General features: G+C 44.1%; 12 protein-coding genes. 5 read left to right on the forward strand and 7 right to left on the reverse strand.

The window, feature by feature from the left end:
- Positions 1–5: 5 nt before the first annotated feature.
- Positions 6–968 carry a thioredoxin-disulfide reductase gene (trxB, locus tag HGD77_RS03895; protein WP_138742930.1) on the reverse strand — a complete coding sequence of 321 codons (963 nt, stop codon included), beginning with the start codon at positions 966–968 and terminating at the stop codon, positions 6–8.
- 249 nt (positions 969–1,217) lie between these two features.
- Between trxB and HGD77_RS03900 the strand changes: the two genes are divergently transcribed.
- Positions 1,218–4,274 carry a DNA translocase FtsK gene (locus tag HGD77_RS03900; protein ID WP_138742931.1) on the forward strand — a complete coding sequence of 1,019 codons (3,057 nt, stop codon included), beginning with the start codon at positions 1,218–1,220 and terminating at the stop codon, positions 4,272–4,274.
- Between the two features lie 62 nt (positions 4,275–4,336).
- Here HGD77_RS03900 and HGD77_RS03905 read toward each other — a convergent pair whose 3' ends face one another.
- From HGD77_RS03905 to HGD77_RS03930, 6 genes are all read right to left on the reverse strand, one after another.
- Positions 4,337–4,624: a PA4642 family protein gene (locus HGD77_RS03905; protein WP_004279254.1), complete on the reverse strand. Its 288-nt coding sequence runs from the start codon at positions 4,622–4,624 to the stop codon at positions 4,337–4,339.
- A 315-nt stretch (positions 4,625–4,939) separates the two neighbouring features.
- On the reverse strand, positions 4,940–5,212 hold the full coding sequence (minE, locus tag HGD77_RS03910; protein WP_004279256.1) for a cell division topological specificity factor MinE: 273 nt from the start codon (positions 5,210–5,212) through the stop codon (positions 4,940–4,942).
- 2 nt (positions 5,213–5,214) lie between these two features.
- On the reverse strand, positions 5,215–6,027 hold the full coding sequence (minD, locus tag HGD77_RS03915) for a septum site-determining protein MinD (protein WP_005096033.1): 813 nt from the start codon (positions 6,025–6,027) through the stop codon (positions 5,215–5,217).
- Between the two features lie 66 nt (positions 6,028–6,093).
- Positions 6,094–6,807 carry a septum site-determining protein MinC gene (gene minC / locus HGD77_RS03920; protein ID WP_138742932.1) on the reverse strand — a complete coding sequence of 238 codons (714 nt, stop codon included), beginning with the start codon at positions 6,805–6,807 and terminating at the stop codon, positions 6,094–6,096.
- A gap of 159 nt (positions 6,808–6,966) precedes the next feature.
- Positions 6,967–8,031, reverse strand: coding sequence for a hypothetical protein (locus HGD77_RS03925; RefSeq protein ID WP_005104801.1), 1,065 nt, complete (start codon positions 8,029–8,031; stop codon positions 6,967–6,969).
- 2 nt (positions 8,032–8,033) lie between these two features.
- On the reverse strand, positions 8,034–8,975 hold the full coding sequence (locus tag HGD77_RS03930; RefSeq protein ID WP_004646123.1) for an acyltransferase: 942 nt from the start codon (positions 8,973–8,975) through the stop codon (positions 8,034–8,036).
- A gap of 252 nt (positions 8,976–9,227) precedes the next feature.
- Between HGD77_RS03930 and HGD77_RS03935 the strand changes: the two genes are divergently transcribed.
- The 4 genes from HGD77_RS03935 (at position 9,228) to HGD77_RS03950 (ending at position 14,361) form a co-directional block, all read left to right on the forward strand.
- Positions 9,228–9,881, forward strand: a complete 654-nt coding sequence (locus HGD77_RS03935) for an OmpA family protein (RefSeq protein WP_004646124.1) — start codon at positions 9,228–9,230, stop codon at positions 9,879–9,881.
- Positions 9,882–10,018: 137 nt separating this feature from the next.
- Positions 10,019–12,058 (forward strand): UvrD-helicase domain-containing protein, encoded by a 2,040-nt coding sequence (locus HGD77_RS03940; protein ID WP_005104798.1) that lies wholly within the window; start codon positions 10,019–10,021, stop codon positions 12,056–12,058.
- A 47-nt stretch (positions 12,059–12,105) separates the two neighbouring features.
- Complete coding sequence (gene dut / locus HGD77_RS03945; protein WP_005247107.1) at positions 12,106–12,558, forward strand: dUTP diphosphatase; 453 nt, start codon at positions 12,106–12,108, stop codon at positions 12,556–12,558.
- Positions 12,559–12,942: 384 nt separating this feature from the next.
- Complete coding sequence (locus HGD77_RS03950; RefSeq protein ID WP_138742933.1) at positions 12,943–14,361, forward strand: phosphomannomutase/phosphoglucomutase; 1,419 nt, start codon at positions 12,943–12,945, stop codon at positions 14,359–14,361.
- The last annotated feature ends 7 nt before the right edge of the window (positions 14,362–14,368 follow it).

Raw genomic sequence — 14,368 nt, forward strand, 5'->3', positions numbered from 1 at the left:
GCTGCTTAGTCTAGTTTACCCATCGCATCAAGATATTTTTCTGCATCTAGCGCAGCCATACAGCCTGAACCCGCAGAAGTAATGGCCTGACGGTAAATACTGTCTGCAATATCACCCGCAGCAAATACGCCCGGTACCGAAGTTTGGGTTGCATTACCCGCAGTACCGCTTTGCACCTGAATATAACCCTCACGAAGCTCTAACTGGCCTTCGAACATGGCGCTATTTGGCTTATGACCAATCGCCACAAACATACCCGTCACATCAACGTTTTGAGTAGAGTCATCTTGAGTTGATTTAAGACGAACCGAGGTCACGCCAGATTGTGCATCGCCTAGAACTTCATCGACCTGATGGTTCCAGATAATGCTGATCTTGCCTTCTTTTTCTTTGGCAAATAAATGATCTTGCAAGATCTTTTCAGAACGTAGTGAATCACGACGGTGAACCAGAGTCACGTGAGACGCAATATTAGATAAATACAACGCTTCTTCAACAGCGGTATTACCACCACCTACGACCATAACTTTCTGGTTTTTATAGAAGAAACCATCACAGGTTGCGCAAGCACTGACACCTTGACCCATATAGGCTGCTTCAGATTCCAGACCGAGGTATTGGGCAGTTGCACCGGTACAGATAATCAGGGCATCACAGGTGAATTCTTCCATATCGCCTTTTAACACGAACGGGCGCTGGCTAAGATCCACTTCATTGATATGGTCATACACGATTTCAGTGCCAAAACGCTCTGCATGTGCCTGCATACGTTCCATCAATGCGGGACCAGTCAAACCTTCGGGATCACCCGGCCAGTTATCGACGTCAGTCGTCGTGGTCAGCTGACCGCCCAGTTGCAAGCCTGCAATCAGGGTAGGTTTCAAGTTTGCACGCGCTGCATACACTGCTGCGCTATAGCCTGCAGGGCCAGAACCTAAAATAATCAGTCGTGAGTGACGTGCGCTCATCAGCTGTATCCTTTTTTATTTAGAAATTTATTGAATTATACGTGAAACTGTATAACAGTGGTGTGAGATTAAAGTCGATATTATTGATCATTGAAATCGATTTGAGCTATATAGCATAAGTAACATTGTGCTTGCACAATAGTGCATCTTTTTTCACAGAACAGGTGCATAATATGTATTTTATTGCGTCGCTTTTTTCAAGCATTGAAGCAAAAGAATATTCATGAAGAATTGGTTACAGGACAGTATATGACAGCGGTGTCGAGTGCCTATGCACAGCGCTTAGTAATGACATTATTTTTAGTCTCATTTGGGATTTATCTGTTTCTTGCAACAGTGACCTATACGCCATTTGATCCGGGGTGGATGCATATCTCCAGTGATACGCAGACCGTTTCGAATGCCAGTGGGGTAGCGGGTGCCTGGATTGCAGACCTTTTGTTTGGCTTTCTCGGTTGGGCAAGTCTGCTGATCCCTGTCTATCTGTTTATGGAGGCGATTCAGGTCTGGTGGCCGCGTAGCTTCCTGAACCGGCCATTTCGCTATGCTGCGCAATTCTTCCTGTTGCTGAGCACCTCAGCGCTTTTGTTTTTATTCTGGCAAGTCCCTGCTGATACGCTGGATAATTCTTCCGGCGGTATTATTGGCTATGAATTAGGTCAGAGTCTTGAACAATTGCTGACAGTATACGGTGCAGCATTCTTCTTGTTTGTGCTTTGGGTGGTGTTATTTACCTTGGCTTTTGGGGTGAAGTGGAACAAGACCTGGAGCAGCCTCAAAGCAACGCCTGCTTATCTGCAAGATCTGTTCTACCGCAATGTGCCTGAAGGCATGTCTGATTTTGACCGTACTGCACCTGTTGCCAAAAAAGAGCCAGTCATTAGTGCAAAAAAAGTAGCGGTTGCAGTAACACCTGCGCCTGAACATCAACTGGTAGAAATAGATCCGGTGGTGCGTGATCAGGTGGCTGAACGTTTATTTGATGATTTTGCCGATAAAGAATCACAACAACCGCAGTTTTATGATGATCTTCCCGAAGCTGAGCAGCAGACTGCTGAACCAGTCGAGACATTTAAACAAGTACAGCAAGTGCCTCAACAGCCGGATCGTGTGGTAGCGACAGGCGAGGTGTGGCGTGCCTTGCATTCGAATGAAGATCAGCGCCATAAACAGGATATTGACGCCTTACTCAAAGCAGCCGAAGAAGAACAGCTTAATTCTTCAGTCTCACATATAGTTGCCCCACAATCTGTTGCAGCACAGACTCATGCTCATACCAGAACAGCACCTACTCCACATACAGGTCTGGACTGGGATGATGATGAAATCTTTGATGAACTTCTGGCTGCAGTTCCGCAAGGCAAAACTGCGACCGATGTGCATAGCCCATTCAATGCAGCCGCTGCTGAAAAACCGCTAAGATTTGCAGAAGAGGTAGTAAATGCTGCGCCGGTGATGGCATCGGCAGCAACCGTACATGCAGTAAAAAATAGCGCACTGCAAACCGATCTGGATGATCTGGGTGATTTGTTAGTTGAAGAGGACGAGCCACAACAACCTGTACGTGCTTCGAGCTATGCGCAATCTTCTGCTTTTGTACAGGCACCGATTCAGCATCAGGTTGTAGAGCCGATATCCAATTCTTCCGCCGCCAATGCAGCAGTACGCGAGGCTTTATCGAAAGAAGAATTTGTGGAAGCCTGGCAAGAGACTGCTGGCAAACCACAAGATGAAGACGAGTTTGATTTTGATGCTCCTTTAACTGATGCTTCAGGCCGTCCGATGTCACGTGCCATGCAGGTGGTGGAGCGCCGTAAAGATTTATCACCACTTCCAGGGCTAGATTTACTGGATGAAGTCGATCCGAATAAAAAAGTGAATTTTACCGAAGAGCAGCTGGCACGTTTATCTGAATTGCTTGAAATCAAGCTGCAAGAATTTAATGTCAAAGCCAAAGTGGTAGAAGCACAGCCAGGCCCAGTCGTGACACGTTTTGAACTGGATCTGGCGCCAGGGGTGAAAGCTTCTAAAGTGACCAATATTTCCCGAGATCTGGCACGTTCGATGTCGATGGCATCGGTGCGTGTGGTTGAAGTCATTCCGGGCAAGCCGTATATCGGAATTGAAGTACCAAACAGTACCCGTGAAATGGTCCGTTTGATCGAACTTTTGACCATTCCAGCCTTCACTGATCCGAATAGCATCCTCTCCATGGCAATGGGTAAGGATATTTCCGGTAATCCGGTGATTGCTGATCTGGGGAAAGCGCCGCATATGTTGGTGGCGGGTACCACGGGTTCGGGTAAATCGGTGGCAGTGAACTCGATGATTCTATCGATGTTGCTGAAATATACACCGGATGAATTGCGTCTTATTCTGATCGATCCAAAGCAGCTGGAACTGGCAAACTATAATGATATTCCACATTTGTTGACGCCTGTAGTCACTGATATGAAAGATGCAGTCAGCGCATTGAACTGGTGTGTCAATGAGATGGAACGTCGTTATAAACTGATGTCTTTCCTGAAAATCCGTAAACTGAGCGATTATAACCGCAAGGTGGAAGAGGCGATTGCCAATGGTGAAGATCTGATCGATCCAACATGGAAAGCCAGCGATTCTGTTGTGGGTGAGCGTGCGCCGCGTTTGACGCCGTTGCCTTCCATTGTAATTGTCGCGGATGAGTTCGCGGACATGATCATGCAGGTCGGTAAGAAAGCCGAAGAAATGATTACCCGTCTGGCACAAAAATCACGTGCTGCTGGTATTCACCTGTTGCTTGCGACCCAGCGTCCATCAGTAGACGTGATCACCGGTTTGATCAAAGCCAATATTCCAACACGTGTCGCATTACGGGTTAACTCCAAGATCGACTCGCGTACTATTCTGGATGCGGGTGGTGCAGAGGACTTGCTCGGTCACGGTGACATGCTGTTCTTGGGCCCGGGTAAAATCGAACCTGAGCGTGTGCATGGCGCTTTTATTGCTGATGACGAAGTCAACCGGATCTGTGATGCATGGCGTGAACGTGGTTCACCAAATTATGTCGACGAGATCCTGACACCATTCGATGAAGAACCATCTAGCCGTGGTTTTGAAGATGGTGGCGACGGTGGATCAGACCGCGATGCGCTGTATGACCAGTGTGTAGCTTTTGTTTTGGAAACCCGTAAGGCTTCTACTTCATCCTTGCAGCGTAAATTCAGTCTGGGCTATAATCGTGCTGCGCGGATCATTGATCAGATGGAAGAAAACGGCATTGTCAGCGGCATGGGTGCCAACGGCAAACGCGAGATTCTGGTTTAGTTTCAGTGTATCTTCAATAAAAAAGCCTGCTTTCAAAGCAGGCTTTTTTATGTATTTTTGACTCAGGCAAATTTTGCCAATACATCCAGGAACTCGGCACTTTGACGCGGGAAAGTGGCAATCACGTCATGAATGCGTTGTCCTTCCGGATTGGTTGCATTGACATCACGGCCATCAGCGACAAATTTCGTCAACAGGCGTTCATAATCGAATGGACGCATATGCTTGAAAGCATGATACAGCACGTGAAAATCAGCATTAACACCTGCAGGAGGAAGCTGATTTAAATAGGCAAATACACGCTCATCTGACCATTCTTCGTTAAAGGTCGCTGGTTGAGATAATGCCATCGCAATTTCCTTGATCTAATGTAGTTTTTTCGGCATGAAAAAAGGCAAAATATGAGTACGCAAGTGACAAAGTATTTTAATTCTCTCTGTCTACTTAGAAGCTAAACTTCTGATCTAGTGGTTGAGTAAAGTAAAATTTGTACACCCATTCCACTCGAAGCAAAACTTCTCGTCTTGCGCTTGAACAAAGCAGTGCTTTGCTACCAGCCTATTCGAAGCATAGCTTCTCATCTTGCGGCCGGGTAAAGCAATGCTTTACTAATCCGGCCTCATATTTTGCCTTGAATCAATTTACTTGACCAATCAAAAATCAGATTATCGTTCTTCAGGTAAATTGATATTCATTTCAAGCATTTCAATATTGGCTTCAGAACGAACCTGCATTTGAATATGCTGTTCATCGACACCGCGAACATAACGATTGACCACCTGCATGATTTCAGTTTTCATCTGGTCAATTTTGTCCTGGCTCAAGCGACGACCCAAGCCTTGTTCGGATGCAACGATCACCTTCAAACGGTCTTTAGCAGTCCGTGCGCTTGATGGTTTATCCTCGCCACTAAAAAGTTTACTCCAGAATCCTGCCATGTCTACGCTCCAAATAGTCGTGCTAACCAGCCCTTAGGTTTTACCTCAATATGACGGTAAGGACGCTCTTCACCAAGGAAACGCGCCACCAGGTCATCATAAGCCTGACCCGCTGCAGCTTCAGTGAAAAGAATCACTGGCTTACCTTCATTTGATGCTTGTAAAACGCTTGGACACTCAGGAATAACACCTAGGGTCGGTACACGTAAAATATCCTTAGAAATATCATCAATCGTCAGCATTTCCTGTTTATCGGCACGTTCCGGATTGAAACGGGTAATACACAGATGCTTACGAATGCGACCTTCGTTTTGTTCTACTTTTTTTGTTTTGCTATCGAGCATACCAATGATACGGTCAGAGTCACGGACTGAAGAAATTTCAGGGTTGGTCACAATGATCGCTTCATCCGCATGGTACATGGCCAGAATGGCACCACGCTCGATACCGGCAGGTGAATCACAAATAATATAGTCAAATTCCTGCGAAAGCTCATCCATTACACGTGCTACACCCTCATCGGTTAAGGCATCTTTATCACGTGTTTGGGAAGCAGGTAAAATATATAAATTCTCAATATCTTTATCGCGAATCAGTGCTTGTTGTAATCGTGCTTCGTTATTTAAAACATTCACAAAATCATAAACTACACGGCGTTCACAGCCCATAATCAAATCAAGGTTACGTAAACCTACATCAAAATCAATAACAACAGTTTTGTGACCGCGTAGGGCTAAACCTGTTGCAAAAGATGCACTCGTTGTAGTTTTACCTACACCACCTTTGCCTGACGTTACGACAACAATTTTCGCCACCGAATCCACTCCTGTTATGGTTCAAATCCCCTGTTTAAAATGGGGTTTTTGGTGTTTATTTATACATTAAAATTGTAGAGCTTCAAATACAAGCTCTAGTTGATCATTCAAGTAAATATGCACAGACTTTTTAACTACATGCGGTGGAATGTCATCCGCCACACAATAGGTTCCTGCAATTGAAATCAGTTCAGCTTCGAGGCTATGACAGAAAATGCGTGCTGCAGTATTACCACCCGCGCCCGCAATGACACGGCCACGTGCGCTGCCATAGACATGAATATTGCCCGAAGCAATCACTTCTGAACCACTGTTGATGCCGGCATTAATAATAATGTCGCCATTATGCTGCACGATACATTGGCCAGTACGCAGGATTTCATCATGATATGAGGTGATATGCGCGACGATCGGGGCAGCAGGGGCTTGATCATCATTCACCGCTGTAGGTTCTGGTTTAACTTCCACGACCTGTTCTTTGGTGGCTTTAACTTCTTCTAACTGGCGATCAGGTGGCAGTACCGGGAACTGAATAGCGCGCGCCTGATCTCCAAGTAAGCCTTCAGTAACAGCCATAGGCTGTACATCCAGACTGATTAATAGTTGAATCAGCGCAATGAGTTCCTGTTCAACTGAACTTTCAATGACTGCCAAAGTGCCGGGTGGAAATGCTGCTTGTAATTTTGGGCTAAGTTGCTGGCGGATTGCATCATGATCATTGGTATCTAGGCTAATGCGTATCGCATTGACCATTCTGCCTTTTATCCGTATATCAGCCATAATTCTTCCTTAAATACTTCTGACCTGCTGGTTTTGTGTCGAAGCAATGTTGTAAATAGTGCAAATCCTAGAACAAATTGCAGTAATTCTCTAGCGATCTCAGTTATTTTTTTATGCGAACAGGACCGGACGGATTAGTCTGATTCTGTACTTTAAACTTTACTTATCTATTGAGCTCTGATTTTGCTCATGTTCTTCTAAAATCTGTTGCCACTGTTTGACTTTTACCTGTTTTCGGATTGCTTCAAGTGTTTCAAAAACAGCCGATTCGACCAATTTATCAATATGTGGATTATGTTCAATCTGAATCTGGCTGATTTTATCTGAAATTAGGGTAAAAGTCGGATTTTCTTTTTGACCTGTGTGGGTAAATGGTTCAATCAGTCCTTGCGTGATATTTTCTCCGAGGCGTTGACCAATACTTTGAATTTGCTGTTCAATCCGGCTACCTACGATTGGAATCAAACGTAATAATTGGGTCAGTTCTGGAGTATCTTCAATCGCCTGATTCACTACTTGCCCTACATTTTTAGCGATCATGGAACGTTGTGAGTGTAATTCCTTGCCCAAAGATTCTTGCAAGATATCTGCCAAGGCAATGGCCAGTAATTTACGGTGATGTTCCACCAAATCATCAATTAACTGTTTATGTGATGTACTTGTGGTCAGTTCACGCTTGATGCCGTCCAGTACAGTCAGTACCACCCGACTAGAAAGCTCTTCCATCAGCATGTTGTAATAAAAGTTGCCTTGGCGATACCAGCGATTGGGAATTACTTTATAACCATGGCTATGCAAGTTGTAGCCAATCGCGACCGCACGCAGCAGGCGCAGGAAACGTAGCTGAGGGATAATGGATAAAATTTCATACCAGTGCACAAAAGGGAAGAACCACCAGCGTCGATGATGACGCAGGACAATTGCGATAACCCAGCGGGCCAATAATTCACAGACCAAGAAGGTGGTAAACCAGCCCTCGGTAATGATGACCCAAGGGCGTAAATCACTTTTATAAAACTGCAAGATTTCCGGTAAACGAATAAAGTCAAACAACCACTGACCAAAATCGCTCATTAAAATGGCGTTTGCACTGAGACAGAACAGATTGATGATGATTAAAACCATCATGAAAATGTCGTAAATCAGTGCAATTTTCCAGCCCCAGGTTCCTTTACGAACAAATTTAAAGGAGCTGGACGTAATGTCCGGGTTGTCGTTCTTCATAATTACTCAGTTACAGATCCGACCGGGGCTTGGGCAAAGTTCTGCTGCATTTGTGCGATGAGCTGATCTTTTTCAGTCCAGATTTGATCAATCCATTTTTGAAAACGTGCACGATATTCAGCATCATCTTCATAATTGCCGCCCAGTACCCAGTCAGGAATATCAATTTTTCTTAAATTTACCGCAATACGTGGCACTTCACCTAACCAAAATTCACCATAGCCCGGAATACCGTCAGGATAAACAATAGTCATGTCGACCAGCGCATCAATTTTATCGCCGAGAATACTGAGCGCCAATGCCAGACCACCGGCTTTAGGTTTCAGTAAATGTGTGTAGGAAGACTGCTGCTGATCATGCTTTTCTTGGGTAAAACGCGTGCCTTCCAGATAATTTAACAGGGTAAAAGGCTGACTGATCAGCTGCTCACAGGATTTACGTGCTTCTTCCATATCCCGATATTTCAACGCAGGGTTTTTGGCAATCTGTTCCTTGCTATGCCGTTTCATCATCGGGAAGCCTAAGATTTTAAAAGCCTGACCGACAAAAGGAATAAAAATAAGTTCCCATTTAGTAAAGAAGCGCGTCAGGGGCATACGGGTCAGACCGAAGTACTGATTGACAGTAGTATCGACCCAGCTTTGATGATTACAGGTCATCAAATAACGTCCCTGCATATTCAAATCCAGTGATTCATCTACACTGATTTGCCATTGCGTGTTTTTCAGCACATGCTCAATCAGCCAATTATTGACCCCTAACCAGCTGTTGGTAATCTTGATATTGGTTTCATCCACTTTTGCGGATTTTTTAAAAAGTTTGGTTAAACCCAAGGCCAGCACCGGGGGACCATGAAAAAAAGTACTGCCCGTCATGACGGATGTGACCGTCAGGCCACGCGCCAGTTTTTTTAAAGTCGGTTGCTTGTTGCTATTCGATGACATATCCAAACAGTCCCCAGAGATTAATCACTTAAATTTTTTCATATTTTGAGTAATATAGAGACAGTTAGGCAAATAAAAAAGCCTAAACAGGAAACTATGAAGATATTGTGACGAACTACTTGGTTTTAGTTACATATAAACATTACAAAATATTACTAAACGATTTATTATTAACAAAAATTCAATGGTTAGCCCATTCAATTTAAATCATTATCTCGCTTAACAACAAAGCATACAACAAGGAGTCATGCGATGCGTGCACTAGTCATTTCAGCAGCTGTAGCAGGGGCCGTAGCACTTACAGGTTGTCAATCAACTGGTAATAACATCGGTGGTGTGGAATATGATAAAGCTGCTCTAGGTACTTTAATTGGTGCTGCAGCAGGTTACGGTGTTTCTAAAGGCAATGCGAATACCAGCCGTCAAAATAACCGTGCAGCAGCGATTGGTGCTGTTGTTGGTGGTGCAGCGGGTGTGTATCTTGATAACAAAGAGAAAAAATTACGTCAAGCAACAGCGGGTACGGGCGTAGACGTTAACCGTAATGCAGATGGTTCGATTAACCTTGTGATGCCAGGCAGCATTACATTTGACACGAACAAGTCAAATATCAAACCAAACTTTTATGGCACTTTGAACAAAGTAGCGCAAGTATTAACTGAAGATAACAAGAGCGGTATTCTTGTAACTGGTTATACAGACAGCACGGGTAATGACTCAATTAACTTGCCATTGTCTCAAGCACGCGCAAACTCTGTAGCGACTTACTTGGCAGGCCAAGGTGTTTCACGTACACGTATTAATGCTCAAGGTTTAGGTTCAGCGAACCCAATTGCAGACAATACAACTGCTGCAGGTAAAGAGCAAAACCGTCGTGTAGAAATCGCGGTATATGCAGTTCAATAATTCTTGAACGCTTAAGAAAAAACCACCTTCGGGTGGTTTTTTTATATCTGAATATTGACCTGATTAATCGTATTTTAAATTAGGCAACTGACGCAGAGATGACTATAATCGGAGCCGAATCTAGAAGAGGAAGCCATATGTCACTCGCCAGTCAGTTAAATGACAAGCAACTTGAAGCCATGAAATACACTCAAGGACCCTTGTTAGTACTTGCAGGAGCGGGTTCAGGCAAGACTTCAGTGATCACGCGAAAAATCGCGTATTTAGTCAAGCATTGCGGGATTCCCGCACATCGTATTACTGCGATGACTTTTACCAACAAGGCAGCACGTGAGATGAAAGAGCGTGTCAGCAAATTGTTGACGCGTGAAGAAAGTAAAGGCGTTTCAGTTTCGACCTTCCATACTTTTGGCCTGAATATGCTGCGCCTGGAGTTGAAACATACCCCACTGAAAAATAATTTCTCGATTCTGGATGCTGACGACTGTAAACGCATTCTGATGGATCTGATGCAGCGTGACAATTTATCCGGTGCAGAAAGCAAAGAACTGATTGCCAAAGCCATGAAAATGATCTCGGACTGGAAAAATGATCTGATTCCACCCGAGCAGGCACATACTACCTGTGAAACTGCCGAAGATGTGCAGTTTGCGCATTTATATCAATTATATGAACGTAATTTGCGTGCCTATAACGCCGTGGATTTTGATGACCTGATTGTGATGCCAACGCGCTTGCTGCAGGAAAATGCCGAAGTTCGTGACAAATGGCAAAATCGCGTGCGTTATTTGCTGGTCGATGAATATCAGGATACCAATACGGCGCAGTATATTCTGGTGAAATTACTGGTTGGCGTGATGGGACAGTTCACCGCCGTAGGCGATGATGACCAGTCGATTTATGCCTGGCGTGGTGCTAAACCGGAAAATATGGCCTTGCTGCAGCAGGATTTTCCTAATTTAAAAGTGATTAAACTGGAACAGAACTATCGTTCGACCAGTCGTATTCTCAAAGCAGCCAACACCGTGATTGGTAATAATCCGCATATTTTTGATAAAAAGCTTTGGTCGGACAAAGGCCATGGTGAAGTGATCCGTGTGATTACCTGCCGCAATGATGATGATGAAGCAGAACGCGTGGTTAAAGACCTGATCACGCATAAATTGATGAACGGTAAAAGCTGGAAAGATTATGCGGTGTTGTACCGCGGCAATTTCCAGGCGCGTATTTTAGAAACCCATCTGCGCCAGATGCAGATTCCGTATAAATTATCTGGCGGACAGTCCTTCTTCGCACGTGCCGAAATCAAGGACATGATGAGCTATTTACGCTTGATCATTAACCCTGAAGATGACAGTGCATTTTTACGAATTATCAATACGCCAAAACGGGCAATTGGTCCGGTAACGCTGGAAAAGCTCGGTCTATTTGCTCAGGAAAATAATCTGTCGCTTCTGGCTGCGGCTGCGGATCAGCGTCTGACCATGGCGATTCCGAAAAAGGCCACGACTCAATTGGCTGAGTTTGCCGATTTTATTGAGGGTTTTACCCGCAATTTACTGGATGATGATGAACCAGTGCCAATTATCCGCCAGATGATGATTGAAGCCGGTTATATCGATTACATCAAGGAAACTGCAGCCACACCAGCGCAGGAAAAGACCAAGCTCGACAATATCGAAGTGCTCTATAGCAGCATTCAAAGCCTGATTAACCGCGCTGAAGATGTTGATGAAAAAAATATTGAAAGTGTGATTCGTAAAATGGTGCTGCTGGACATGCTCGAGCAGCAGCAGGAAGAAGAGGACACCGATAAAGTCAATTTATTGACTTTGCATGCGTCTAAAGGTCTGGAATTTCCTTATGTCTATCTGATCGGGCTGGAAGAAGAAATTCTGCCACATAAAAACTCGATCGCTGCAGAAACGGTCGAAGAGGAACGCCGTCTGATGTATGTGGGTATTACCCGTGCACGTCAGGGCTTGACCATTACTTTGGCAGAACAGCGCAAGGCGGGCGGGCAGATGAAGCAAATGACCCCAAGCCGTTTCCTGGATGAATTACCAGAAGATGAGCTGGAATGGTTAGGTCGTAAGAAAAAGCTGGCAAGCAACATCGATCCGAAATTACAAGCCCAACATTATCTTGATAATTTGCGTAACCTTATTAAACGATAAGGCGCAAGGCTTGCTCTTATTTTAAATGAAACAACAGGAATGAATACATGAAAGTTCAGGTGAAAGTCCTTGACTCGCGTCTCGGTCAGGAATGGCCATTACCGACTTATGCTACGACAGGTTCAGCGGGGTTGGATTTGCGTGCGTGTGTTACAGAAACTACGATCATTGAACCAGGCCAAACGGTTTTGGTGAAAACTGGTTTAGCAATCTATATTGAAGATCCTGCATTTGCTGGCCTGATCTTGCCACGTTCGGGTTTGGGCCATAAACATGGGATCGTGTTGGGTAACCTGGTGGGTTTAATCGATTCTGATTATCAGGGTGAATTGATGGTATCCGTTTGGAACCGTAGCCAGACGGCATTCAGCTTGGAGCCAGGTGAACGTTTGGCGCAGTATGTCTTGGTTCCGGTGGTACAGGCTGAATTTGATCTGGTGAATGAATTCGAAGCGACTGAACGCGGTGCTGGCGGTTTTGGTCATACGGGTAAAAACTAAGTTTTAATAATGGCTTACATTCATTAACTGGATGTAAGCCATTTTTAGTTGATTAGATTCAATATTAAAAGAAAGAGCTGATTGGAATATATTTAAAAATAAAACCTTATTTTCTGGCCAAGTAGAATTATTTAAATCTAAAATTTATGTAGTTATCAAGTTTCCAATCAAACGAAACTCAAAATAAATATAATTAAATAATCATTGGTTAATTACAAGAACTCTATAATTTTTAGTTTGTTGATTATATTTTTATAATTGATTGTTACATTGAAATCGTTTAAAAATAGTGGGTCTTAAAACAAAAACAAATGTTTAAAGTCATTATGATGAAATTATCATTTTAAATCTCCTTATTTTAACGAATAGTGAAAAGACAGTTTTATGGGATCTATGAATCCTCCATTCCCTATGCATATCTTTCGTGCCTATGACATACGCGGTAAAGTCAGTCTATTAGGTGCCGGGATCATTGATGCAATTGCCCACGGTTTAGCCCAGCAGTATCAGGCTGCGGGACAGACACGTGTCGCCATTGGTTATGATGCACGCATCAGTAGTCCGGCTTTTGCCGACACGATTGCCCGTATTTTTAAAGATTATTCGCTGGAAGCCACTATTGTAGGTTGTTGTTCCAGCCCAATGCTATATTTCACCGCACGCCAGTTTGATGGCAATGGCATTATGGTCACTGCCAGTCATAATCCTAAAGAAGATAATGGTATTAAATGGATTATTGATGGTGAACCACCTTGTCCTGAGATGATTCAACAGGTGGCCCAACTGGCAAAGTCACATTGCGATAGCCAGCTAATTACTTTAGCTGAACTGCCGCATCAGATTATTCCAGAGTTTTGCATGCAGTATCAGCAAGGAATATTAGAAGATATTCAATTAAAGCGCTCATTTAAAGTGATTCTGGATGGTCTGCATGGCTCAGCCGGACGTTGTGCTGACTTGGTACTCAGAAAAATAGGCTGTGAAGTGATTGCTTTACGTTGTGAGGCGAATGGACATTTTCCGGATCATGCGCCGGATCCTTCGCAAGACAAACATCTTGAGACTTTACGTCAAACCGTCATGCAACAGCAGGCTGATCTCGGTATTGCCTTGGACGGTGATGGCGATCGCTTGGTTCTGATTGATGAACATGGTCAGATTATTACAGCCGATCAGTTATTGTGCCTGTTTGCTGAAATTTGCCTAAGCGATTCAGCACCACGCCAATTTGTTTATGATGTGAAATGTTCAACTCTGGTTCGCGATACAGTGCAACGTCTGGGCGGGGAACCGGTGATGATTCGTACCGGCAGTTCATTTCTCAGAACTTATCTGAACCAGTCTCAGCATCAGGCGATTTTTGGTGGGGAATATGCCGGACATTATGTCTTTAATGATGGTCGCGGCTGGGGCTATGATGATGGACTCTATGCAGCGCTCAGAGTCATGGAATATCTCGACCAAACGGGGCAAACTCTCGCGCAGGCCTTGGCGGCTTATCCAAAACGACATGGTACTGAAGATCTTTATATTTCAACGCGTCAAGTACGTCCTGTTGAGCTTTTAAACTTCGTTGAACAACAATCCGCAAGAATTAATGCGCAAATCAGTAAAATTGATGGGATACGTCTTGATTTTGAGGATGGTTTTGGCATCATTCGAGCATCCAATACAGGTGAGTATTTCACAGTGCGCTTTGATGCCAATAATGCCCAAGGTCTAAATGAAATTCGTCATCTGTTTGTAGCCATGTTGCGTGACCGTTATCCAGAGATCGCTCAAGACATTTTAGATGCTCAATAAGGAGAGG

This window comes from Acinetobacter sp. NEB149 (assembly GCF_012516415.1).
Classification (GTDB): domain Bacteria; phylum Pseudomonadota; class Gammaproteobacteria; order Pseudomonadales; family Moraxellaceae; genus Acinetobacter; species Acinetobacter lwoffii_V.